At 61.3% G+C, this 22,071-nt stretch carries 21 protein-coding genes and 1 pseudogene; 16 read left to right on the top strand and 6 right to left on the bottom strand.

Annotated elements, in window-relative coordinates; all coding sequences use genetic code 11:
• Nucleotides 1–280: 280 nt before the first annotated feature.
• The 3 genes from alr to OUZ52_RS03000 all read left to right on the top strand — a co-directional run bounded on the left by alr (nucleotide 281) and on the right by OUZ52_RS03000 (nucleotide 4,852).
• Nucleotides 281–1,369, top strand: a complete 1,089-nt coding sequence (alr, locus tag OUZ52_RS02990) for an alanine racemase (RefSeq protein WP_266156816.1) — start codon at nucleotides 281–283, stop codon at nucleotides 1,367–1,369.
• A 231-nt stretch (nucleotides 1,370–1,600) separates the two neighbouring features.
• On the top strand, nucleotides 1,601–2,983 hold the full coding sequence (radA, locus tag OUZ52_RS02995) for a DNA repair protein RadA (protein ID WP_266156817.1): 1,383 nt from the start codon (nucleotides 1,601–1,603) through the stop codon (nucleotides 2,981–2,983).
• Nucleotides 2,984–3,148: 165 nt separating this feature from the next.
• Entirely contained in the window at nucleotides 3,149–4,852 is a 1,704-nt protein-coding gene (locus OUZ52_RS03000) for a hydrogenase maturation protein (protein ID WP_266156818.1), read from the top strand.
• Between the two features lie 15 nt (nucleotides 4,853–4,867).
• Here the strand turns inward: OUZ52_RS03000 and OUZ52_RS03005 are convergent, their stop codons facing one another.
• Nucleotides 4,868–5,665 carry a cytochrome C assembly family protein gene (locus OUZ52_RS03005; RefSeq protein ID WP_266156819.1) on the bottom strand — a complete coding sequence of 266 codons (798 nt, stop codon included), beginning with the start codon at nucleotides 5,663–5,665 and terminating at the stop codon, nucleotides 4,868–4,870.
• 188 nt (nucleotides 5,666–5,853) lie between these two features.
• Between OUZ52_RS03005 and ffh the strand changes: the two genes are divergently transcribed.
• The 5 genes from ffh to rplS all read left to right on the top strand — a co-directional run bounded on the left by ffh (nucleotide 5,854) and on the right by rplS (nucleotide 9,382).
• Nucleotides 5,854–7,236 carry a signal recognition particle protein gene (gene ffh, locus OUZ52_RS03010; RefSeq protein ID WP_266156820.1) on the top strand — a complete coding sequence of 461 codons (1,383 nt, stop codon included), beginning with the start codon at nucleotides 5,854–5,856 and terminating at the stop codon, nucleotides 7,234–7,236.
• 162 nt (nucleotides 7,237–7,398) lie between these two features.
• Entirely contained in the window at nucleotides 7,399–7,653 is a 255-nt protein-coding gene (gene rpsP, locus OUZ52_RS03015) for a 30S ribosomal protein S16 (RefSeq protein WP_114844057.1), read from the top strand.
• A 2-nt stretch (nucleotides 7,654–7,655) separates the two neighbouring features.
• The gene (gene rimM, locus OUZ52_RS03020) at nucleotides 7,656–8,171 is read left to right on the top strand and encodes a ribosome maturation factor RimM (protein WP_266156821.1); all 516 of its coding nucleotides are present in this window, start codon (nucleotides 7,656–7,658) and stop codon (nucleotides 8,169–8,171) included.
• A gap of 21 nt (nucleotides 8,172–8,192) precedes the next feature.
• Nucleotides 8,193–8,951 (top strand): tRNA (guanosine(37)-N1)-methyltransferase TrmD, encoded by a 759-nt coding sequence (gene trmD / locus OUZ52_RS03025; protein ID WP_266156822.1) that lies wholly within the window; start codon nucleotides 8,193–8,195, stop codon nucleotides 8,949–8,951.
• Between the two features lie 29 nt (nucleotides 8,952–8,980).
• On the top strand, nucleotides 8,981–9,382 hold the full coding sequence (gene rplS, locus OUZ52_RS03030; RefSeq protein ID WP_266156823.1) for a 50S ribosomal protein L19: 402 nt from the start codon (nucleotides 8,981–8,983) through the stop codon (nucleotides 9,380–9,382).
• Between the two features lie 167 nt (nucleotides 9,383–9,549).
• Here the strand turns inward: rplS and OUZ52_RS03035 are convergent, their stop codons facing one another.
• Nucleotides 9,550–11,595, bottom strand: coding sequence for a GGDEF/EAL domain-containing response regulator (locus tag OUZ52_RS03035; protein ID WP_266156824.1), 2,046 nt, complete (start codon nucleotides 11,593–11,595; stop codon nucleotides 9,550–9,552).
• Nucleotides 11,596–11,747: 152 nt separating this feature from the next.
• A complete protein-coding gene (gene epmB / locus OUZ52_RS03040; RefSeq protein WP_266156825.1) occupies nucleotides 11,748–12,791 on the bottom strand; it encodes an EF-P beta-lysylation protein EpmB in 1,044 nt (347 codons plus the stop codon).
• A gap of 121 nt (nucleotides 12,792–12,912) precedes the next feature.
• On the opposite strand from epmB, the gene efp reads away from it, so the two are divergent.
• From efp to OUZ52_RS03080, 8 genes and pseudogenes are all read left to right on the top strand, one after another.
• A complete protein-coding gene (efp, locus tag OUZ52_RS03045; RefSeq protein ID WP_266156826.1) occupies nucleotides 12,913–13,479 on the top strand; it encodes an elongation factor P in 567 nt (188 codons plus the stop codon).
• A gap of 155 nt (nucleotides 13,480–13,634) precedes the next feature.
• Nucleotides 13,635–14,928, top strand: a pseudogene (locus tag OUZ52_RS03050) (TRZ/ATZ family hydrolase).
• A gap of 49 nt (nucleotides 14,929–14,977) precedes the next feature.
• The gene (locus OUZ52_RS03055; protein ID WP_266156827.1) at nucleotides 14,978–15,232 is read left to right on the top strand and encodes a YciI family protein; all 255 of its coding nucleotides are present in this window, start codon (nucleotides 14,978–14,980) and stop codon (nucleotides 15,230–15,232) included.
• 84 nt (nucleotides 15,233–15,316) lie between these two features.
• Nucleotides 15,317–16,021, top strand: coding sequence for a bifunctional 2-polyprenyl-6-hydroxyphenol methylase/3-demethylubiquinol 3-O-methyltransferase UbiG (gene ubiG, locus OUZ52_RS03060; protein ID WP_266156828.1), 705 nt, complete (start codon nucleotides 15,317–15,319; stop codon nucleotides 16,019–16,021).
• 41 nt (nucleotides 16,022–16,062) lie between these two features.
• Entirely contained in the window at nucleotides 16,063–16,743 is a 681-nt protein-coding gene (gph, locus tag OUZ52_RS03065; protein ID WP_266156873.1) for a phosphoglycolate phosphatase, read from the top strand.
• Between the two features lie 11 nt (nucleotides 16,744–16,754).
• On the top strand, nucleotides 16,755–17,606 hold the full coding sequence (locus tag OUZ52_RS03070) for a squalene/phytoene synthase family protein (RefSeq protein ID WP_266156829.1): 852 nt from the start codon (nucleotides 16,755–16,757) through the stop codon (nucleotides 17,604–17,606).
• 107 nt (nucleotides 17,607–17,713) lie between these two features.
• Nucleotides 17,714–18,646 carry a GTP cyclohydrolase FolE2 gene (gene folE2, locus OUZ52_RS03075; protein WP_266156830.1) on the top strand — a complete coding sequence of 311 codons (933 nt, stop codon included), beginning with the start codon at nucleotides 17,714–17,716 and terminating at the stop codon, nucleotides 18,644–18,646.
• Between the two features lie 70 nt (nucleotides 18,647–18,716).
• Nucleotides 18,717–19,151 carry a YbaY family lipoprotein gene (locus OUZ52_RS03080; RefSeq protein WP_266156831.1) on the top strand — a complete coding sequence of 145 codons (435 nt, stop codon included), beginning with the start codon at nucleotides 18,717–18,719 and terminating at the stop codon, nucleotides 19,149–19,151.
• Between the two features lie 76 nt (nucleotides 19,152–19,227).
• Here OUZ52_RS03080 and OUZ52_RS03085 read toward each other — a convergent pair whose 3' ends face one another.
• From OUZ52_RS03085 to OUZ52_RS03095, 3 genes are read right to left on the bottom strand one after another with little or no spacing between them, the layout of a single operon-like run.
• Nucleotides 19,228–19,872 carry a DUF4339 domain-containing protein gene (locus OUZ52_RS03085; protein WP_266156832.1) on the bottom strand — a complete coding sequence of 215 codons (645 nt, stop codon included), beginning with the start codon at nucleotides 19,870–19,872 and terminating at the stop codon, nucleotides 19,228–19,230.
• Nucleotides 19,869–20,696 carry a M23 family metallopeptidase gene (locus OUZ52_RS03090; RefSeq protein WP_266156833.1) on the bottom strand — a complete coding sequence of 276 codons (828 nt, stop codon included), beginning with the start codon at nucleotides 20,694–20,696 and terminating at the stop codon, nucleotides 19,869–19,871. The genes OUZ52_RS03085 and OUZ52_RS03090 overlap by 4 nt, the downstream gene beginning before the upstream one ends.
• Nucleotides 20,693–22,030, bottom strand: coding sequence for a dihydroorotase (locus OUZ52_RS03095; RefSeq protein WP_266156834.1), 1,338 nt, complete (start codon nucleotides 22,028–22,030; stop codon nucleotides 20,693–20,695). The genes OUZ52_RS03090 and OUZ52_RS03095 overlap by 4 nt, the downstream gene beginning before the upstream one ends.
• Nucleotides 22,031–22,071: the final 41 nt, after the last annotated feature.

The raw sequence follows: 22,071 nt of genomic DNA on the forward strand, positions 1-22,071 counted from the left end.
TGCCAGGCATCCATGGCGGTATGCCCGGACTGCGCAGGCCAGGGCTGAATAACCGGATGATCGTGCGTTGCCTGCAAATTTCCTCCGGCAGGCCTTGTCAGGTCCATGCATGCGAGGCGGTTAGCTTTTAGGCTGGAACCTTGACGGATAGGCATGGAGGGCAGGCGATGACTGATAAGCTTTGGCGGGATATTTGCTGTGCCGCGCCCTGTGGCGCTTGGTCTGAGTCAGTCCCCTTAGTGCCTGCCGTGACGCTGCGCGTCATGGTGAAGTTGGAATCATGAGCCGTACTACCGTAGCGACCATCCATCTTGGCGCCTTGCGCCACAATCTCTCACGTATCAAAGCGCTGGCAGCGCCAGCCAAGGTCATGGCGGTGGTCAAGGCTGACGCATACGGCCATGGCTTGGAGCGAGTGGCACGCGCGCTCGACCGCGATGCCGACGCGTTTGCGGTGGCTGCGCTGGGCGACGGCTTGCGCTTGCGCGCCGCCGGCCATCGTCAGCGCATCGTGGTGTTGTCCGGCCCGGATCAGTCAGGCGATATTGCCGAGATGCAGCGGCTTGGCCTGGACGCGGCGATTCATCATGAAGAGCAACTGCGCTGGCTGGCCGAGGCCACGCCTGAGCGTGGTCTGCTCCGCGTCTGGCTGAAAGTGGATAGCGGCATGCATCGCCTGGGTTTTGCACCCGAGCGCGCCGCCGAGATTCACGCCAGGCTGTCGGCCATGCCCGGCATCGATGGAGAGGTCGGCCTGCTGACCCACTTTGCCGAATCCGAAGTATTCGATGGCACCGAGACGCCCGCGCAGCTGGCACGGTTTAATGAGGTTACGCGCGACTTGCAGGGCCCGCGCTCACTATCCAATTCGGCTGCCGTGCTTGGTTGGCCCGATGCACGCGGTGATTGGGTGCGCACTGGCGGCTTGCTGTATGGCTTGTCCGTCGTCGCGGGTAAGAGCGGCGCCGATTTTGGATTTCGCCCGGCGATGACCTTGAGCACTCGCCTGATTGCCATCAACCACATCAAGCGTGGCGAGCGCATCGGCTACAACGGCACCTGGACTTGTCCGCAAGACATGCCGGTCGGGGTCGCGGCGGTGGGGTATGGCGATGGCTATCCGCGTAGCGCGGTTGCCGGCACGCCGGTGCTGATCGGTGACCGTCAGGTGCCCTTGATTGGCCGGGTCTCGATGGATCTGATTACGCTCGATTTGCGCGAGGCGCCGCTGGCGCGAGTCGGCGACCGGGTGACCCTCTGGGGGCCGGCGTTGCCGGTCGAACATATTGCGGCGCAGGCGGGCACGATTTCGTACGACCTGACCTGTGGCATGACCCGCCGCGTGTTGTTTGTCGAAGACGAACATTAGGGCCTGTTTGCCCGCAGTGCGGCGTCATCGCTCGGTCGTGTACGGACGTACACTCCCTCACTCTTCCTTGCCCTGCGCGCAAACAGATCCCGGCGCGGGCTACGCGAATAGCGTGAACAGGCCCTAGATAAGCCGGCTGCGTGCCGGCAGCCTGATCGGCTGCAACGTCTCGCGATATGCGATGGCAACCGGCTAAGCTCGTCGCACCTCAGCTGGAGCATGTCGAGACCCATGGCCAAAGCCAAGACCGCCTACGTCTGTACCGACTGCGGTGCCGAGCATTCGAAATGGCAGGGCCAGTGCATCGAATGCGGCGTGTGGAACACGCTTAGTGAAGTGGTGCTGCAGCCAGCGATAAAGTCGGTCGGCGCGGCGCGCAGTGGTGGCAGTTATGCCGGTGCGGCGGCGGGAACACCCAAGGTGACCCCTTTGGCGACGGTGGCATTGACCACTGAGGCGCGCACGCTGACGGGTATCGGCGAACTCGATCGCGTCTTGGGCGGCGGTCTGGTTGACGGCTCGGTGGTGCTGATCGGCGGCGATCCGGGTATCGGCAAGTCGACATTGCTGTTGCAGATGCTGGGCAAGCTGGGCGAGAAGTTAGCCAGTGTGTATGTCACCGGCGAAGAGTCGTTGTCCCAGGTGGCATCGCGCGCACAACGCCTGGATCTGCCGCTGGCGCCGTTGCACGCCTTGGCTGAGACCTGCATCGAGCGGATTCTCGAACAAGCGCTTGCCCATCGGCCGCGCGCACTGGTCATCGACTCGATCCAGACCATCTGGACGGAGCTGCTCACGGCGGCGCCGGGCTCGGTAAGTCAGGTGCGCGAATCGGCGGCCAAGCTCACCCGTTTCGCTAAAGAGACCGGTACCTCGGTCTTCTTGGTCGGCCATGTCACCAAGGAGGGCGGCATTGCCGGTCCGCGTGTGCTTGAGCACATGGTCGATGCGGTGCTGTATTTCGAGGGTGAGTCGGGTAGTCGTTTCCGTATCTTGCGCGCCTTCAAGAATCGCTTTGGCGCAGTCAATGAGCTGGGCGTTTTTGCGATGAGCGAGAAAGGTTTGCGCGAGGTACCCAATCCCTCGGCGATCTTCCTCTCGGCGCATTCGGGGCCAACCTCGGGCAGCGCGGTGATGGTTACCCGTGAGGGCACGCGACCGTTGTTGGTCGAGGTGCAGGCCCTGGTCGATCAGTCTTCCCTGGGCAATCCGCGCCGGGTGGCGTTGGGTCTGGAACAGAATCGTCTGGCGATGTTGCTGGCGGTGCTGCATCGCCATGGTGGCGTAGCGGCCTACGATCAGGATGTATTCGTCAACGTGGTCGGCGGTATCCGGGTGCAGGAGACGGCGGCCGATTTACCGGTGTTGCTGGCGGTGTTGTCCAGCCTGCGCGATCGACCCCTGCCAGAAAAAACCATTGCTTTTGGCGAGGTGGGCCTGTCCGGGGAAATTCGTCCGGTACCCAATGGCGAGGAGCGCTTGAAAGAGGCCGCCACTCACGGCTTTCGACGCGCGATCGTGCCCAAGGCCAATGCGCCGAAGAAAGCACGTATCGGTGACATGGAAGTGATCGGTGTCGAGCGGTTGTCACAAGCGATCGACGCAGTCAATTAAGTAGCGCGCAGATCCGAACTCGCCAGGTTGGTAATGTGCGTTGGGTCATAGATTCAGCGCGTGGTGCTCTTGGAGTGCGCTTGTGCGAGCGATTTACACGCGGAATAAACATCCCCCATACCTAGCATGTGTGTACGCGCTAGATGGCGCGACTAGGGGGACATCGTGCGGATTCTTTTTCTGTCTACGCGACATAACGGGTTGTCGCAGCGAGCGCAGGTCGAGCTGGAAGATCTAGGTCATCACATCGATGTGGCTGAAGTCAGCGATGGCGCCCAGATGGAGGCGGCCGTGCATAGATTCCAGCCAGATCTGATCTTGGCGCCGATGCTCAAGTCGGCGATTCCCGCTGAAATCTGGCAACACCATCTTTGCCTGATCGTGCACCCTGGCATCCCGGGGGATCGAGGTCCGTCATCGCTGGACTGGGCGTTGTTGGATGCTGCGCCGCAGTGGGGCGTGACGGTGCTTGCGGCGCGTGACGAGATGGATGGCGGCCCGATCTGGGCGCATCGGGAATTTCCCATGCGTGACGCCAGCAAGGGGGCGATTTACCGCCGCGAAACCACCGATGCAGCGATGCTGGCCATACGCGATGCCTTGCGACGCATAGCCGAAGGCGTGCGTCCTCTCCCTGCGGGCTATGCGGTTGCGCCGATTGGGCGCGAACGTCCGCTGTGCCGGCAAGAGGATCGCCGTATCGGTTGGGACGCGCCCTTAGACGAATTACTGCGGCATATCCATTCGGCCGACAGTGCCCCGGGGTTGTTGTTACCGCTGGCTGGCGCCAAGGTGCGGGTTTATGGCGCTCATCCCGAAGCGGGCCTGCGCGGGCGTCCGGGCGAGTTGCTGGCGCAACGCGACGGTGCGCTTTGCGTGGCATGTGGTGACGCGGCGTTGTGGATCAGCCATTTGCGTCGACGGCAGGGCTTGAGTGCAGACGACCCGCGCTATGACATCAAGTTGCCCGCGGCGCAGGTGTTGAGCGATCGCTTGCAAGGCGTCGCCGAGCTTCCGTTGTCGCCAGAAAGTCAGTCCGAGACGGCGACCTGGCAGCCGATTCGTTACCGTGAGCACGGTTATAACGGCTATCTGCATTTCGACATGCTCAATGGCGCCATGAGTACCTTGGTGCTCGAGCGTTTGCTGGCCGCCTATCGCTATGCGCGCGGGCGTCCCACGCGCACGCTGGTCTTGTGCGGCGGTGGGGATTTCTGGTCCAACGGGATCGATCTCACTGCGATCGAGGCAGCGGCCGATCCCGCGCAGGAGTCATGGCGCAACATTGTGGCGATGAATGCTTTGGTGCGCGAGATCGTGCTGACCGATGACAAGCGCACGGTGTCGCTGATTCAGGGCAATGCCGGCGCGGGCGGGGTGATTCTTGCGCTGGCGGCCGACCATGTCCTGGCGCGCGAAGGCGTCGTGCTCAACCCCCACTATCGAGGCATGGGTGGCTTGTATGGCTCGGAGTACTGGACCTATCTGTTGCCACGGCGAGTAGGAGCCGTTGTGGCCAGGCAGCTCACCGAGTCTTTGCAGCCGCTAGGCACCGCGCGTGCGCAACGCATCGGTTTGCTCGATGGCTTGCTCGACAATGGCCTATCAGGCGAAAGCCTTATTCAGCATGTCGAGACTCGACTGGCTGCGGGCAATAAACTGAGTGCCTGGCGGGCAGCATTGGCTGGAAAGGCGCGGCAGCGCTTGCGCGATGAGCAGGCCAAACCGATGGAAGCCTATGCGGAAGAGGAGCTGGCCGAGATGCGGCGCAATTTCTTTGGCCCCGATCCTGCCTATCATTTGGCGCGGCGGGCCTTTGTGCGCAAACAAGATGCCCTGATCGAGGTGGCTGCCGCCAGGCACGGCTGATGCCTGGCGATATCCTCAACCTGCGCGGTTGAGCACCAGCTCGAGCACGAATTTCGAACCAAAGAAAGCCAGTAGCAGGATGCCCATGCCGATAAGCATGAGATTGACCGCGCGCCGGCCACGCCAGCCGTAACGCCAGCGACCATAGAGCAAGGTGCCGAAGATCAGCCAGGCAATGATCGATAACACGGTTTTATGAATCAGGTGCTGACCGAACAAGTCGCCGACGAACAGGGCGCCAGTGATCAAGGTCAGCGTCAGCAGCATGAATCCGGCGCCGATAAGCTGGAACAGCAAGGTTTCGGTCAAGGTCAGCGGCGGCAGCGCACGCATCCAGCTGCCGAACTGCCGGTGGCGCAAGGCGCGTTCCTGTACGGCCAGCAAGATCGCCAACACGGCGGCAATACACAGCACGCTGAAAGACACCAGGGCGACCGTGACATGCAGCTTGATCTGCCAGTCCAGCACCAGTGGCTGGGTGGCCGGGGCGAGAAAGCTGTCCGCGGCGAGCAAGAGCGCGGTGAGCGGAAAGACGATCACGCCGAGGGCCGCCACCGGTCGCGACATGTTCACCAGCAAGGTCAGTGCGGAAACCACGCAGGCGACCAGCGACAGGGCGGCAAAAAAATGCAAATCCAAAGCGCCGCGATGGATGCCAAGCAAGATCCCGGCATGAATCAAGACCGCCGTGCCGGCCAGGCCCAGCGCTGATTTATTCAGCGGTTGTCCGCCGCCCAGCAAGGGGCGGGCAAGGCCGCCCGCTGCGGCGAGATAAAGCGCGATGGCAAGCAGTGCAAGGACAGTTATGACCATAGCCGTGCAGTGTAGGGGGTTAGCTGGCGGCGCGGGAACGGGGCCTTCGACACAAGCACCGAAGTTTGCAGTGTTTGTGAATGGGGATTCACGGCGAGACGACTTTATGGCCCGTGCGGTTTGCCCATTTCCCGTTCCTCTTGGTCCCCCGGCTATACTGTGCGACTTCTCATTCAACACCCATCGCCATGTTCGAGTCATTGAGCCAACGTCTTTCCGCCACCGTTAACCGCCTGCGTGGTCGCGGCCGACTGACCGAAGAAAACATTCGCGAGTCGCTGCGCGAAGTGCGCATTGCGCTGCTGGAGGCTGATGTCGCGCTGCCAGTGGTGCAGGCGCTGATCGAGCGCGTCAAGGTGCGTGCGGTGGGCCAGGATGTGCTCAAGAGCCTGTCGCCGGGCCAGGCCCTGGTCAAGGTGGTCAGCGACGAACTGACCGCGGTCATGGGCACCGCCAATGCCGAACTGAACCTGGCCCAGCAGCCTCCGGCCGTGGTGCTGATGGCAGGTTTGCAGGGTGCCGGTAAAACCACCACCGTGGCCAAACTTGCGCGCTTCCTCACCGAGCGCAAGAAAAAGAAAGTGATGGTGGTCAGTTGCGACGTCTATCGTCCCGCCGCTATCGAGCAATTGCGTACGCTGGCCGAGCAGGTCGGGGTGAAGTTCTTCCCGTCTGAGGCGGGGCAGAACCCGGTGGATATCGCCAAGGCGGCCATTGCCGCTGCGCGCCGCGAAGTGGTTGATGTGTTGTTGGTCGATACCGCCGGCCGCCTGCATATCGACGAAGCGATGATGACCGAGATCAAGGCCTTGCATGCCGCGATCAACCCGATCGAGACCTTGTTCGTGGTCGACTCGATGACGGGTCAGGACGCGGCCAATACGGCCAAGGCCTTTGCCGACGCCTTGCCGCTTACTGGCGTGGTACTGACCAAGACCGACGGCGACGCCCGTGGCGGTGCGGCACTGTCGGTGCGCTACGTCACCGGCCGTCCGATCAAATTCCTCGGCGCTGGCGAAAAAACCGACGCGCTGGAGCCGTTCCATCCGGATCGCCTGGCGCAACGCATCCTCGGCATGGGCGACGTGCTGTCGCTGGTCGAGGAGGTCGAGCGCAAGGTCGATCAGGAAAAGGCGCAGAAGCTGGCCGAAAAGGTCATCAAGGGCAAACGCTTCGACCTGAACGATATGAAAGACCAGCTCGAGCAGATGAACAGCATGGGCGGCCTGGCTGGCTTGATGGATAAGTTGCCCGGCGTAGCCAATCTGCCGGACAGTGTGAAATCCAAGGTCAATAACAACGAAATTGGCCGTATGGTGGCCATCATCAATTCGATGACCAAGAAAGAGCGCCGCCATCCGGATTTGCTCAATGGCTCCCGCCGCGCCCGCGTAGCGCGCGGTTCAGGCAGTCAGCCGGCGGACGTCAACCGTCTGCTCAAGCAATACATGCAAATGGAAAAGATGATGTCCAAGCTGTCCAAGGGCGGCAGCAAAGGCCTGTTGCGGCAGATGCGCGGTGCCATGAAGGGCATGGGCGGGATGGGCGGCGGCATGCCTCCCATGCGCTGATGCGCCTTGATGGGAGGGTAACTTGGGCTGCGGTGTGGGCTTAATCGGCCTCTGATCTCGATTACCTATTCCCTTTTTTCTGATTTTCGCTAAAATGCCATGTTTACCGCGCACGGTCTCGTGCGTGCTGCCGGCCTTTCCGGCAACTCTGGAGCTTTTACTATGGTCAAGATTCGTCTTTCGCGCGGCGGCGCCAAGGGCCGTCCGTTCTACCACGTCGTTGTTACCGACCAGCGCAACAAGCGCGATGGCCGTAACATCGAAAGCGTGGGTTATTACAACCCCGTTGCTTCGGGCAAGGACAAGCGCCTTGAGCTGAACGTCGAGCGCGTTAAAGAATGGGTGGGCAAGGGTGCGCAGCTGACTGATAAGGTCGCCGCCCTGCTTAAGGAAGCCGGCAAGCAGCAGGCTGCCTGAGCATGACGGCAGCCGGTCGACGCGTCCTGGTTGGGCGCATCGTCGGACTGTACGGCGTGCAAGGCTGGCTCAAGATCGAATCTTGGACCGAGCCGCGCATGCGGATCTTCGATTACCAGCCCTGGCTGCTTAGTTCGGCGCCGGGCACGGAGTTGGAGGTCAAGGGAGTCAAGGGCCGTCCCCAGGGCAAGGGTTTAGTCGCCTTTTTGCCCGAGGTAACGGACCGCGAACAGGCAGCTGCATTGATCGGTCATGACATTTATGTCGCCCGTGAGCAACTGCCGCCTCCTGGCAAGGATGAGTATTACTGGGTCGATCTCGAAGGTCTCGAGGTCGTCACCACGGAAGGCGTGGTGCTGGGGCGGGTGGCTCACCTGTTCGCTACGGGCGCCAACGATGTCGTGGTAGTGAGGGACGGCGAGCGCGAGCGGCTGGTTCCTTTCGTCCAGGGTTCTTATGTGCGTTCGGTGGATTTGTCCGGCGGGCGCATGGTGGTGGACTGGGATCCTGAATTCTGATGTTGCTGGATTGAGGGCCTGATGCGCTTCGACGTCGTTACGCTGTTTCCCGACTTCGTGCACCAGTGTGCCGCTGTAGGTGTCGTGGGACGTGCGCAGCAACGTGAGTTGTTGCAGGTGGAAACCTGGAACCCGCGCGACTTCGCCACCGACAATTACCGCACCGTGGATAGCCGTACGTATGGCGGCGGCCCCGGAATGGTGATGCTGATCGAGCCTTTGCGCGCGGTGTTGAAAGCCCTGCGCGAGGCGGCACCGGAACCGGTGCATGTGATTTATCTCAGTCCGCAAGGAGCGCGGCTGACACAGGGCAGGGTGGAGGCGCTGGCCAAGTTGCCGCGAATCGCCTTGCTCTGTGGTCGTTATGAAGGTGTGGACGAGCGTCTGCTGGCGCACGAGGTCGACGAAGAGCTTTCTATCGGCGATTATGTGTTGTCTGGTGGTGAGCTGGGCGCTGCGGTGGTGATTGACGCCGTGGGCCGCTTGCAAGAGGGTGCATTGAACGATGCGCAATCTGCCGAGCAGGATTCGTTCTCGAACGGGCTGCTTGACTGTCCGCATTATGCGAAGCCGGTGCTTGATGCATTCGGTAACGTGCCGGAGGTATTGCTCTCTGGTGATCACGCGGCGATTCGCCGCTGGCGCCTGAAGCAATCGCTAGGTAGAACCTGGCTGCGCCGCCCGGACTTATTGGCGCAACGCGCGTTGGATGCTGAATCCCGTGCGTTGTTGGATGAATTCCGCCGCGAATATGCGCGGCAAAACGATGCGGCTGAGTAAGGTCGCAGCAAATTATCGACGGGTGTGCCATGAACAAGATCATTGAACAGTTCGAAGCCGAGCAGATCACCCGCCAGCTGCCTGATTTCGGCCCTGGCGACACCGTGGTGGTTAACGTGAAAGTGAAGGAAGGTAACCGCGAGCGCGTTCAGGCGTTCGAGGGTATCGTTATCGCCAAGCGTAGCCGCGGCCTGCATTCGGCTTTCACCGTGCGCAAGATTTCGCATGGCACCGGCGTGGAGCGCGTGTTCCAGTCGCACAGCCAGGCCATCGACTCGGTGGAAGTGAAGCGCAAGGGCAAGGTGCGTGGCGCCAAGCTTTACTACCTGCGTGGCCTGGAAGGCAAGGCTGCTCGTATTAAAGAAGATATCGCCGCCGCTGCCGCCATCAAGGCTGCATCGAAGGCTGCTGCAGCCGCTGCTGCCAAGTAAGACCTCAGCGTCTTGCTCGACAAAAAAACCCGCGGATGGCTCCGCGGGTTTTTTGTTGCGCGTGCTGTACGCGAATCGGGCTGATCTTATCGGGCTGGTCTTTATCGGACTGATCGTCGATCGGGCTTTGCCGCCTCTTTGAGGAGGCGGCAGTTGGATCAAGCCGATCAGCCGTGCAGTCGCTGTGGCTCTTGCAGAAAGTTGCCTTGGACGAAATCAACGCCACAGGCAAATAGCAGCGACGTGCTGGCTGCGTCTTCCACCCATTCGGCGATAGTCAGCCGCTTCATTTCATGCGTTTGGCGGCATAGTTCGGCGACGCGCTTTTGGTTCTCTGGGTGCTGCGGCAGTTCGGCCATGTAGCTGCGGTCGATCTTCAGGTAATCCGCGTCGATGTGGTTGAGTAGCTGGAAGGAATTCAATCCCGAGCCAAATTGCTCCAGTGCGAAATGGCCGCCGTATTGCTTCCAGGTATTGACGAATTCTTGCGCCGGACGCAGTGCCGTCACGACCTTGCTTTCGGTCATTTCCAGCACGATTTGCCCATGCCGCAACGCCGCCTGTTTCAGGCGTTCGCCCAGCCAGGGTAGTAACGTGGCGTCATTCAACGAGCCAGCCGTCAGCTTGACGAAGAAGGTGGTTGGGCTGTTGTAGCGTTCGCGTGCGCGCAGCGTATCGATGACCTGATTCAATACCCAGCGGTCGATGGCTGGGGTCAGGTTGTGCTTCTCGGCGATCGGCATGAAGAAGCCTGGCAATACCTCGCCTTGCGGGCCGTTCATGCGCAACAGAATTTCCGAGAACTCACCTTCGGCGTCTTGCAGGCTGATGATTTGCTGGTGGTAGAGCACGAACTCATTCTGGATCAGGGCTTGCTTGAGCAAGCTAAGCCAGTAACGCTCGCGCTCTTCGTCGGCTTTGTCGCGTGCGGCCGGGTCGTGCAGTTCGCTGCGGTTGCCGCCCTGGCTTTGCGCATTGCGCAGCGCCTGGCTGGCCTGATCGAGCAGTAACTCGGTATTGGCGTTTTTTTCGCCGAGCAAGCTGCCGCCGATGCTGGTCGTGACCGTGATGGAGCGGGTGCCGACGTCGAAGATATCGCTGGCGATACTTTGCTGCAGGCTGGCGATCCAGGCCTTGACGCTTTCATCGTTACGCGAATGCAGCGTGACGCCGATGGTGTGCTCGGCGAGCAAGCCTGCACTGTCTTCGAGGCCGAGCAGGGTTTGCACGCGAGCGGCGAAAGCGGTGAGCAACTCATCGGCTTTGCCCAGGCCGATGCCGGCCACAATGGATTGCCAGTTGTCAGGTTCGATCAATAACAACGATTGACCCTTGGTGCCTTTGGCCGCGGCAGCGACGGCTTGGTCGATGCCTTCCAGGGTGCGTGCGCGATTGAACAGGCCGGTGACCGGATCTCGTTGCAAATGCTCGATCATGCCCGGATCGATCTGCTGCCGCCGGAACACGACTTGCAGGCAAGACTCGCCCTCGAAGGTGGCATGGGCAAATTCCACGCTGGCTTTGAAGGTGGCCGCGTCGGCGCGACGCGCTTGCAGGTCGAGCAGATTGGGGGCCTTTTCGCCCCGCGAGAGCATCTTCAGGGTGGCCTTGAATTCATCGGCATGGCTGGGGCTGATCATGTCGAGCACCGGCAGGCCGAGCAGATCTTCAAAGCTGTCGTAACCGAAGGTTTCCAGATACGCCTGATTGGCGCGCACATGCATACCTTCATGCACATAGGCGATGGCGTCGGTCGAGGAGTCGAGCAAGGCATCGCAGCGCCGCTCGGACTCGCGCAGTGCGGCCTCCAGGCGGCGCAGTTGGCGACGCGTATTCAAGGCTTCGAATTCGCGCTGGATAACCGCCATCAATTGTTTCGGCTGGGGCCGCAGGCCAATGCTGCGCACACCATTGGCAAAGAGGTTGGTCACCTCGTCGTTGTCCAGATGAGCGACCAGCGCGATCAGCGACAAGTCGCGCCCATGTGCATCGAGCTGGCGGGTCAGGTCGCGTAGTTCCACGCTGCCGATGGAAGGGTCAAATAGCACCAGATCCGGTCCGAGCTCATCCAGTGCGCTTTGCACTTGCTCGGCCTGGGTCGCGCGGGCAGGGCGCACGGCAATACCGTTATTGCGCAGCAGGCTGATGATTTGCTCGGCATCTTCAACCGATTTTTCGATGAAAAGAATCTTGATGACCAGGTCTGTCTTCATGGTTACGTCGAGCTATCCGTAGGTTGCCGCCGGCTGCAGTGCCAGCCGATCGCTAGTGCCGATCACTCTTGGGTTGTAACGGATTCCGATCATCGCCGCCAGCAGAAATATCCCTAGAGTGACGGCGCGCGCATGTGCTGTCTAAGACGTGATCAAACTGGCCGCTTAGCAGTGTCGCCACCGACTTCGCGGACCAGCTTGGGTACCAGGTAGCCAGGTAGGCGCGCCCGAACAGCCTCGATCAAGGCCTGCGCGCGGCTGTCGTCGACTTCAAAGTGTGCCGCGCCCTGCACGCGATCGAGCTGGTGCAGGTAGTACGGCAATACGCCGGCGGCGAACAGCCGCTCCGATAGCGCGGCCAAGGTGTCCGCATGGTCGTTGATGCCGCGCAGCAGCACCGATTGATTGAGCACGGTGGCCCCGGTCGCCCGCAGGCGTGTGCAGGCCGCGTCTACACTGGCGTCAAATTCATTGGCATGGTTGGCATGCAGCACGACCACTTTTTGTAGTGGCAGTGCCGTCAGCCACTGTTGGAAGGCCTCGTCGACCCGTTCCGGCAACACCACGGGCAACCGGGTGTGGATACGCAACCGGGTGACATGGGGGATGTCGGCCAAGCCCCGGGTAAGCTCTTCCAGTTTGGCGGTGGTCAGGGCCAGCGGGTCGCCGCCAGAGAGGATTAATTCGCTGATCGAGGCATCTTGTCGCACGTGCTCCAAGGCCTGTCGCCATTGGCCTGCCGCGGCCATTTCGTCGCCGTACGGGAAGTGGCGGCGAAAGCAGTAGCGGCAATTGATGGCGCAGCTGCCGCTGGCGATCAGCAGCGCGCGGCCCTGGTATTTATGCAGCACCCCCTGGGCCGCTCGTGCGTCCAGGTCGCCAACCGCATCGACAGCGAAGCCCGGCGGCTGCTCCAGTTCGGCCAGCGAAGGCAGCACTTGCAGCAATAAGGGGTCGTGCGGGTCGCCATGCTGCATGCGCGCTAAGAAGCCACGGGGAACGCGCAAGGCAAAGCCTGCGTTGCCAGCAGGCAACTGGCTGTGGAGATGCTCCAGGCCTAGCTGGCGCAGCAGTTCAGCGGCATCGGTGAGCGAATCCCGCCATAGCTGGCGCCAGTCGGCCGGCTTCGGGGCGGTGTCCGCCGGGCTGGCCATTTGGTGGTGTGTAATGCGGGCGCCGGGGCTTGCGGTTATCATGTGCGGCCTTGTGCCGGGCAATGGCCCGTCAATTTGCATATTTTAGCCGCTGATGAGGGCGTGCAAAGGGCTTTTGGGGCCTTTGCCCATCGAATTGGCATTTCATTTTGGAGCGTACTGCATGGCCACTTACGGGCTCAACGACGTTAAAAACGGTGTAAAAATCATCGTTGACGGCGCCCCCTATACCATCGTCGAGGCGGAGTTCATCAAGCCGGGCAAGGGCCAAGCCTTTACCCGTATCCGTATCCTCAACCTGCTTAACGGCCGCACCACCGAAAAGACGCTGAAGTCGAGCGACTCGTTCGAAGGCGCCGACGTGGTCGATACCGATATGCAGTATCTCTACAGCGATGGCGAGTTCTGGCATTTCATGCAGCAAGAAACCTTCGAGCAGCATCAGGCCGACAAGACCGCGATGGGCGAGACTGCCAAGTGGCTTAAGGGTGAAGAAGCCTGCGTCGTGACCTTGTGGAACGGTCGTCCGATTTCGGTGCAGGCGCCGAACTTCGTCGAGCTGAAAATCGTCGAGACGGATCCGGGCGTGCGCGGCGATACCTCCGGCGGTGGCGGCAAGCCGGCCAAGCTGGAAACCGGTGCGGTGGTGCGCGTGCCGTTGTTCGTCAATCAAGACGAAATCATCAAGGTCGATACCCGCACCGGCGAATATTTCAGCCGCGTGAAGTGATGCATGAGCGCATGAGCTGGCGCCAACAAGCACCGGCGTATGCGTTGCCAATCGCTGTTCTGGCTTGCGCCAGGGCCGCGGTTATAGACATGGGGCGGCCACCGCAAGGTGCACCGCCCCATGTCGTACCAGTTGATGCCACAGAGTGAGTTCAGATGAACCCGACCGCCTTGCAACCCGTCGACCTGTTGATCGAAGCGCGCTGGGTCGTGCCGGTAGAACCCCACGCTGTGGTGCTGGAAAATTACGCAGTAGCTGTCAGCGAAGGGTGTATTGTCGCTTTGCTACCCATTGCTGACGCCCGTGCCGCCTACGCACCGCGCGAGCGCGTAGCGCTGACCGAGCATGCGTTGATTCCCGGCCTGGTCAACGCCCACACGCACAACCCCATGACACTGCTGCGCGGTCTGGCGGATGACTTGCCCTTGATGGTCTGGCTGCAGCAGCACATCTGGCCTGCCGAAGCCAAAGTCATGGGGCCGGAATTCGTCCGCGATGGCGTCGAGCTGGCGGTGGCGGAGATGTTGCGCGGTGGCACCACCTGCACCAACGAAAATTATTTCTTTCCCGACGTGATCGGTGCCACCTATCGGCGCATGGGGTTTCGCGCGGTTGTTGGTTTGCCGGTGATCGATTTCCCCACCGCCTGGGCAAAATCCCAGGACGAATATTTCGAGCGGGCCGGCGATGTGCATGACAGCTTTCTGGGCGATGCCCTGGTGAGCACCGCGTTTGCTCCGCATTCGTGTGCTGGCCGACCAATTGGATATTCCGGTCCATTTGCATACCCATGAGACCGCGCACGAAGTCGAGGAAGAAAAGAAAAAGAGCGGCCTGCGTCCGTTCCAGCGGTTGCAAAAGTTAGGCCTGGTCAACGACCGCCTGATTGCCGTGCATATGACTCAGCTGACCGATGGCGAGATTGCGGCATGCGCCGAGGCGGGCGTATCGGTGGTGCATTGCCCGGAGTCGAATCTCAAGCTGGCCTCGGGGTTTTGCCCGGCCGAAAAATTGCGCCAGGCAGGCGTCAACGTGGCCATCGGCACCGATGGCTGCGCCTCCAACAATGATTTGGATATGTTCGGCGAGATGCGTACCGCGGCACTATTGGCTAAGGCGGTGGCTGGTGATGCCGCAGCCTTTGACGCGGCCCATGCGCTGCGCGCAGCAACGCTGAATGGCGCCAAGGCGATGGGGCTGGAAACAAAGATCGGTTCGATCGAGGTAGGCAAGCAAGCCGATTTTGCCGCTGTGCGGCTGTCGGATCTCGAGACGCAACCGCTGTTTCATATCGCCTCGCAACTGGTTTATAGCACCGGCCGGCATCAGGTCAGCGACGTCTGGATCGCTGGTGTACGCAAGCTCGATACGCGTGAATTGATCGATGTCGACACTGCCGCCATTTTGAGCAAGACCCGTGCCTGGCGTGAGCGCATTGCGGCTGGCTGATGCGTGAGCGCTATCCTCGTTTTCGATCTCTGTTTCCTAGGTAATGTCGATGAATCGCTATTTGATCTTGGTCATGCGCCGTCCACAGTTCGATCCGGCGATGGTGAAACCGCACCAGGATTTTCTCGAAGGGCTACGCGCTGGCGGACGGATCGAATTGAGCGGGCCCTTTAGCGATAAATCAGGCGGCGCCTACCTGTTGCTGGCAGAGAGCCTCGAAGCGGCCCTGGCTATCGTCCATACCGATCCGGCCTATATCAGCGGCGGTTGGGAATTTACGGTGTACGAATGGCAGGCGCGCTAAGCTTCACGCTGCTTCTCCAGCCCTCACCGACTGGCATCCCCTTTCGACAGTCGGTCGACTTGCCACGCGCAAGAGGAACTCATCATGCAAGCCGCTAATGTAAGCCCCGAAGAAATTGCCCGTTTCGACCAGCTGGCGTCGCGCTGGTGGGATCCGGATGGCGAGTCGCGCCCGCTGCACGACCTTAATCCGGTGCGTACCGCTTATATCGCTGCCCGCACGGAGTTGCGTGGCGCGCGGGTCGTGGATGTCGGCTGCGGTGGCGGTCTGCTCAGCGAAACGCTGGCGCGCGCCGGTGCCCAGGTCACCGGTATTGATATGGGGCAGAAGGTGATCGACATCGCCAAGCTGCATCTGCATGAGTCCAATCTCAGCGTCGATTATCGGGTGCAATCCTCGGCCGATCTTGCCGCGGCGGAACCGGCGGCATTCGATGCCGTGTGCTGTATGGAACTGATCGAGCATGTGCCTGACCCAGCCGCCTTGGTGGCTGACTTGGCTGCGTTGGTCAAGCCGGGTGGCCGTGTTTTCATGTCGACGCTAAACCGTACTCCGGCGGCTTTCGGCGCGGCGATTCTTGGTGCCGAATACGTGATGCGCATGCTGCCGCGTGGCACCCATCACTACGCACAGTTCCTTAAGCCATCCGAGCTGGGGCGCTTGCTCCGTCATGCCGGCCTGGAGCTGGAGGATGTCTCGGGTCTGGGCTATAACCCGCTGACCCGCAAGGCCTGGCTTAGCCGTTTCACCGCGGTGAATTACTTGCTTAGTGCGCGTAAGCCCGCATGACGTCAGCCATGACTCCATTGAATATCCCAGCGCTGGGTGCGTTGAAATCCTTGCCTGAAAATATCCAGGGTGTGCTGTTCGATCTCGACGGCACCTTGCTCGACAGCGCGCCCGACCTATACGCCGCATTGCTGCTGCAATGCGAGGAAGAAGGCGTTGCCGCGCCAGCTTATGCGCCGGTGCGCGAGGTTGTGTCGCGTGGCTCTAGAGAAATTTTGCGTTGCGGTTTCCCTGGCCGCGATCAAGCCGGCATACAGGATCTGGTTCCGCGTTATCTGAGGTTGTACGAAGAAGTGATGGCGCAGAAGACACGGCCCTTCGATGGCGTGGTCGAGCTGCTCGGCATGCTTGAAGCGCAAGGTCTGGCCTGGGGCATTGTGACCAACAAGCCTGGTTTTCTTACCGATGAGCTGGTCCGGCGCCTGGGCTGGTCGGGTCGAGCCCGTGCGGTGGTTTCCGGTGACACGCTGGCGGTGAAAAAGCCCGATCCGGCGCCGGTGTTCTTGGCCTGTGAACAGGCTGGGCTGGACCCGGCGCGTTGTGTGTTCGTCGGTGACGACCATCGCGATGTGTTGGCCGGCGCTGCCGCGGGTCTCTACACCGTGGCCGTCAGCTGGGGCTATCTCGATGGCGGCAACCCCTGGCAATGGGGGGCGGATGCCGTGCTTGATCATCCTCTGCAGTTGGCTGAACTACTCCAGCTTCGACCCGTGCCGGCGTGAGCGCGGATGTCATGAGTACGGATGTTGCCCCTGGCGGCGCGCTGCAAAGCTATATCGATAAATGGTTGGCGGTGCAGCCACAACAGCGCATCGCCCTGAGCTTTGTCGACCCCCGGCAGTATCCGGGGCATATCGCCTTGGCCGCGCTGGAGCAGGAGCTGCTGGGCGCTGCTTACGGTATTCGCGAACCCCAAGTAGCCGCAGCCAAGCTCAATTGGTGGGCTGAGGAGCTGGCTGGTGCCGCTGCCAGTGGCGGGCGGCATCCGTTAACCCAGGTGCTGTTCGACGATGAGCGCGCGCATGCGATAGCCGGCGAGCGCTGGCTGGCGCCGGTATTGGCGGCGATGGCTCAGTTGGAAGAGGGTACGGCCGCGGATTTTGCCGCCCAGGTCGCCGCTGCGACGCAGTTGCATGGCGCGCTGGCCGCATTGGAAACGAGCTGGTGGTATGGCGACGGCGTATCGTGTGAGCGGGCCGCGCGCGCTGCGGTGTTGTCGCATTTGCTGCATGCCTTGCTGCGATTAGAAGAGGACGCTGAGCGCGACCGTCTGCCTTTGCCGATGGCACGATTGGCTCGTTACAGCCTCAGTCGCGCGCAATTGCATAAGGCCAGTGCAGAGCGTGAAGAGGCGATTCGCGCGCAATTGAGCGATTTGGCTAGCGCCTGGCGCGAGGCGGAGCGCCTGCCGGGCCCGTTGAGTGTGTTTCGCGGGCTGGAATCGCGCCATGGAAATCGCATGACTTTGCGGGCGGCCAAGTCGGCAGAGCCGCTCGCTGCGTTGCGTAAGGCCCAGCTGTGGCAGGGCCCAAGCGTTGCCTGGCGGGCCTGGCAAGCGGCTCGGGCCTGGCGTCAAACTCAGTAACGCTGATTTGGCAGGCTGGGTGGCGACGCATCGCTGGCTGGCTTGCCATCAAGGTGAATGTTGCAGACGCAGCGTTTCCCTGCGGTCACTATTGCGCCCCGGGGTGGATGCCCCAAGATTGCTGGTCTCACGGCGGCGCATGCCGCCGGCATTTTGCCGGCGCGCTGGACTGGGTCGGTATGGATGGCATCGAGGTGCCGGTGCGTTTCGACGCGGGCGACGGCGACCCGCAACGCGCCAGCGCGCGCGTCGGCGCCTTCGTCAACCTGCATCGCCCGGACAAGCGCGGCATTCACATGTCGCGGCTTTATCTGCAGGTCGAGCAGGCGTTGAGCACGCAAACATTGAGTGCCGACATGCTGCATCAGCTGTTGCGTGGCTTCCTCGATTCGCATAAAGATCTGTCGGATCGCGCTTGCCTCAGTATCCGTTTCGAGCATCTCGTGCGCCGCCCGGCCTTGCGTAGTAACAACAGCGGTTGGCGTGCCTATCCGGTATGCATCGAGGCCAGCCTGACCGGCGACGATTTTCTGATCGAGTTCGGGACCGAGGTGGTTTACTCATCCACCTGTCCGGCTTCTGCGGCGTTGTCACGGCAATTGATCCAGGATCAATTCGCCAAAGACTTCGACGCCACCGCGGCGCTGGACCATGCTGCGGTGCTGGCGTGGCTGGGCAGCGAGCGCGGCATCGTGGCCACGCCGCATGCCCAGCGCAGCATCGCGCGGTTGCGAATTCGCCCGACGGCAGACACCGGATTTGATCTGATCGGCTTGATCGATAGCGTGGAGCATGCGCTTGGCACGCCGGTGCAGACGGCGGTGAAGCGTGAGGACGAGCAGGCCTTTGCCCTGGCCAATGGCGGCAACCTGATGTTTTGCGAAGATGCCGCGCGGCGGATTCAGCGCGTGCTCGATGCCGACGATCGCCTGGGCGATTTCCATATTCGCGTCGAACATCAAGAGAGCCTGCACCCGCATGACGCGGTGGCCTATGCCAGCAAGGGTATTGTCGGTGGTTACCGTGGCGACCGTTGCTGATGGCGTAGCGGTGCACGACTGTTAGCATGGCAAGTCACTGCCGTCACATGAGCGGCATCAGGAGCTTTCCATGCGTATTCGTTATCTCATCCTGGCCATTGCAGCCCTTTCGCTGACTGCCTGCATGAGCTGGTTTGGCGGTCACAAAGCCAGCGCGCCCGCTCAGCACGCGTTGATGCGCTCACTCACTGGCCAGGTTGAATACAGCCTCTCGCAGCCCTTGCCTGCGGATGCCTGGCTCGAAGTGACCTTGTCAGATGTCAGCCTGATGGATGCGCCCTCGCGGACGATTGCGCACGAGCGCATCGCGCCGGTCGGTGCTTCCCCGGTCGAATTCATGTTGACCTATGACCCGGCCGACTTGGGCAAGGGCGTGGATTTCGCAGTCTCCGCGCGTTTGCAGCAAGGCGACAAATTGCTGGCAATCAATGATGAGCGTGTCAGTGTGCTGGGACGCTCCGGCCAGGGTAGCCCGGTGCGGGTGGTTTTGAAGGCGGTACCCTGAGAAGGTGGTGGCCCAAGAGGTCACCGTTACATAGATCCGCCCCCGCCGGCATGAGCCTGGCGGGTAGCGGCGAAAATCATCCTCTCGCTGCCATCGCGATGCCGGCGATGATTAAGAAAAACACCACCAACGACACGATGCTGGTCACGAAGTAGCTCATTTTGCCGTCGAGGCGCCGTGATCTCAGATAGAGATAGATGGGCGCTCCGAAAGCCCCCAGGATAATGGCCCACCAGTAAGCATTGGACGGAGTGCGCCCAGTTTTCTTGATCGTTTCGCGGTCCCATACGGCGAGGCCGATATAAATCCCCATGCTTACGAAACTGGTGCCTGGGAGCAGGGTGAGCAAGGTGAGCCATAACGGTGCGGTCGCAATGACCCAGGCCGGCGTATCGCTGACGGGTCCGGTGATGACGTCCGCCGATGGCTGCATGGGTGACAGGATGGCTGCCGAGGTCGCGGCATAAGGATTATTCAGTGTTGACCCGCTTTCATTGGCAAATGGGGTGCTCTCTACGGCAGCCCAGTTCACCATGCCGTCGGTCCATACCAGGGTGCCGCGTCGAATAGTGCCTTGCTGGATTTTCTGGCGAATAACCTCTGCGCTGACGGGCCCTGCAGCTTGGGCTCCGTCTTGGTAATGCCATGCGCTTTCGGTTGCTCTGGTGCTGGACATCCGTTTCCCCCTAGGGCTGATGGTGGCTTTGAAACTAAGGATCAAGGCTGCGCTATGCCTGGCAGCAGTAGTGGGTCCAGGCGGGTGCCAAACCAGTTGAAGCCCCAGTGCACATGCGGTCCGGTAGCACGGCCGGTCATGCCGGCAAGTCCGATGATTTGGCCTTGTTGTACCCGCTGGCCCGATTTCACATCGATGCGCGACAGGTGTAAGAAGTTGGAACTCAGCCCAAACCCATGGTCGAGCAGTATCGTGCCGCCGGTGAGGTACTGCATAGGCTTGGCGAACGTGATGATGCCGGCGGCCGGTGCTTTTACTGGAGTGCCCTCAGGTACGGCGATATCCATGCCTGAATGCGGTGCCTTGGGCTCGCCGTTGACGATGCGCTGATTGCCGAAACGGCCGCTGATGCGGCCTTTTACCGGCCAGACAAAACCATTGAGAAAATCCTCGCGCTCATCGTCACGATTACGCGCCGCTGTTACTTCAGCTTGTTCGCGTTTGATCCGCTCGGCGACGCTGGGAGGGGGATTCACCGTTTGCGGCGGTACCCCATTGACGCGTTCAACCGGCCAATTACGCGGCGTAACGCGGATCAGCGCGTTTTCTTGGTGCCCATCTTGATAAATGAGGCTGATGTTGAGCGGGCCCTTTTCGTCCCGTCCTGCGCCGAACACCACCGTGCCATCGCGACCGACGTGAATCGCCTTGCCAGCGAGACTGGCCCGGGTCGCCAAAGGCAGGGTGGCGACGATCAAGCCACCTTGCGAGACACTCTGCGGCAAGTTCGATAGGGCGGCGGCTGACACATGGTTGCTGATGGCAAGCGCAAACGTGGCCCCCAGCAAGGCCGGTAAGCATAGTCTCATCGATCAAAGGCCAACCGCTGACCGCGCACTGAGCCATCGACCTTCGATCCATCCCATACCCGTTGGCCGTTGACGAAGGTGGCCGCAATGGAACTGTTGAAAGTGACGCCCTCGAACGGCGACCAGCCGCAGGTCGACAAAACCTCTTCGCGGCTGACTGTGTGTGGCCGGTTGGGATCGACCAGCACCAGGTCGGCCGCATAGCCTTCGCGCAGATAGCCACGCTGATGGACATCGAACAGGGTTGCCGGCGCATGGCATACCGCCTCCACCACCCGCTCCAGGGTCAGCTTGCCTTCGAATACCCGTTGCAGCGCAGCCTGCAAGGCGAACTGCACCAGCGGTAACCCGGAGGGGGCTTTGTCGTAGAGCTGAGCTTTTTCTTCCAGCAAATGCGGCGCGTGGTCGGTGGCCAGTACGTCGATGCGGCCTTCGGCTAGCGCCTGGGTAATGGCCTCGCGATCGGCGGCATTCTTGATCGCCGGATTGCATTTGATGAGAAAGCCTAGCCGCTCATAGTCGGCGGCGTCGAAATGCAGGAAATGCACGCAGGTTTCCGCGGTGATTCGCTTGCCCTTGATAGGGCCGGGCTGAAATAGCGCCAACTCATCGGCCGTTGAGATATGCAGTACATGCAGGCGGCTGCCGTGCTTTTGCGCCAGGGCAATCGCCAGCCGAGTGGATTTAATGCAGGCCTCGCGCGAGCGGATTAATGGATGCTCTCGCGCAGGAATCTCGTCACCGTACTTTTCGCGCGCCTTGGCATGCAGGGCGTCGATCATCGGGGTGTCTTCACAGTGCGTGATGATCGGTACCGGGGCTTCGCGGAAGATGCCGTCGAGCACCTGCGGATTGTCGACCAGCATATTGCCGGTGGAGGCGCCCATGAATACCTTTACGCCCGGCGCCGCCTTGGGGTCGAGAGTACGGATCGCTTCCAGGTTGTCGTTGCTGGCGCCGAGGTAGAAGGCGTAGTTCACCGCCGAGGTTTCGGCGGCCCGGGCGTATTTGGCCTCCAGCGAGTCCCGGTCCAGTGCCGGCGGCTTGGTATTGGGCATCTCCATGAAGCTGGTGATGCCGCCCGCTGCGCAGGCGCGGGACTCATGGGCGATATCGGCTTTATGGGTGAGCCCGGGTTCGCGAAAATGCACCTGATCGTCGATCATGCCAGGCAACAGCCACAAGCCGCTGGCATCGACGACCTGCTCGCCGGGGCGGGCATCCAGGTGACTGGCGATGGTTTCGATGCGGCCATGGCTGACCCGCAGGTCGGCATGAGTGCGCTGGCCTTCGTTGACCAGTTCAGCGTTCTTGATTAGCCAATTAGTGGACATGAGGTTCTCCGTGGGGGCGGCATCTAAGAGCCTGTTCGAGA

The organism is Dyella silvatica (genome assembly GCF_026283955.1).
Classification (GTDB): domain Bacteria; phylum Pseudomonadota; class Gammaproteobacteria; order Xanthomonadales; family Rhodanobacteraceae; genus Dyella_C; species Dyella_C silvatica.

What these genes read in the sequence shown, in the direction of transcription:
- OUZ52_RS03055 (WP_266156827.1), top strand. Translation starts at nt 14,978, where the DNA reads ATGAATCGCTATTTGATCTTGGTCATGCGCCGTCCACAGTTCGATCCG.
- efp (WP_266156826.1), top strand. Translation starts at nt 12,913, where the DNA reads ATGGCCACTTACGGGCTCAACGACGTTAAAAACGGTGTAAAAATCATC.
- OUZ52_RS03095 (WP_266156834.1), bottom strand. Translation starts at nt 22,030, where the DNA reads ATGTCCACTAATTGGCTAATCAAGAACGCTGAACTGGTCAACGAAGGC.
- rimM (WP_266156821.1), top strand. Translation starts at nt 7,656, where the DNA reads ATGACGGCAGCCGGTCGACGCGTCCTGGTTGGGCGCATCGTCGGACTG.
- epmB (WP_266156825.1), bottom strand. Translation starts at nt 12,791, where the DNA reads ATGATAACCGCAAGCCCCGGCGCCCGCATTACACACCACCAAATGGCC.
- radA (WP_266156817.1), top strand. Translation starts at nt 1,601, where the DNA reads ATGGCCAAAGCCAAGACCGCCTACGTCTGTACCGACTGCGGTGCCGAG.
- OUZ52_RS03090 (WP_266156833.1), bottom strand. Translation starts at nt 20,696, where the DNA reads ATGAGACTATGCTTACCGGCCTTGCTGGGGGCCACGTTTGCGCTTGCC.
- ffh (WP_266156820.1), top strand. Translation starts at nt 5,854, where the DNA reads ATGTTCGAGTCATTGAGCCAACGTCTTTCCGCCACCGTTAACCGCCTG.
- ubiG (WP_266156828.1), top strand. Translation starts at nt 15,317, where the DNA reads ATGCAAGCCGCTAATGTAAGCCCCGAAGAAATTGCCCGTTTCGACCAG.
- folE2 (WP_266156830.1), top strand. Translation starts at nt 17,714, where the DNA reads ATGCCCCAAGATTGCTGGTCTCACGGCGGCGCATGCCGCCGGCATTTT.
- OUZ52_RS03005 (WP_266156819.1), bottom strand. Translation starts at nt 5,665, where the DNA reads ATGGTCATAACTGTCCTTGCACTGCTTGCCATCGCGCTTTATCTCGCC.
- rplS (WP_266156823.1), top strand. Translation starts at nt 8,981, where the DNA reads ATGAACAAGATCATTGAACAGTTCGAAGCCGAGCAGATCACCCGCCAG.
- rpsP (WP_114844057.1), top strand. Translation starts at nt 7,399, where the DNA reads ATGGTCAAGATTCGTCTTTCGCGCGGCGGCGCCAAGGGCCGTCCGTTC.
- OUZ52_RS03035 (WP_266156824.1), bottom strand. Translation starts at nt 11,595, where the DNA reads ATGAAGACAGACCTGGTCATCAAGATTCTTTTCATCGAAAAATCGGTT.
- alr (WP_266156816.1), top strand. Translation starts at nt 281, where the DNA reads ATGAGCCGTACTACCGTAGCGACCATCCATCTTGGCGCCTTGCGCCAC.
- OUZ52_RS03080 (WP_266156831.1), top strand. Translation starts at nt 18,717, where the DNA reads ATGCGTATTCGTTATCTCATCCTGGCCATTGCAGCCCTTTCGCTGACT.
- trmD (WP_266156822.1), top strand. Translation starts at nt 8,193, where the DNA reads ATGCGCTTCGACGTCGTTACGCTGTTTCCCGACTTCGTGCACCAGTGT.
- OUZ52_RS03070 (WP_266156829.1), top strand. Translation starts at nt 16,755, where the DNA reads ATGAGTACGGATGTTGCCCCTGGCGGCGCGCTGCAAAGCTATATCGAT.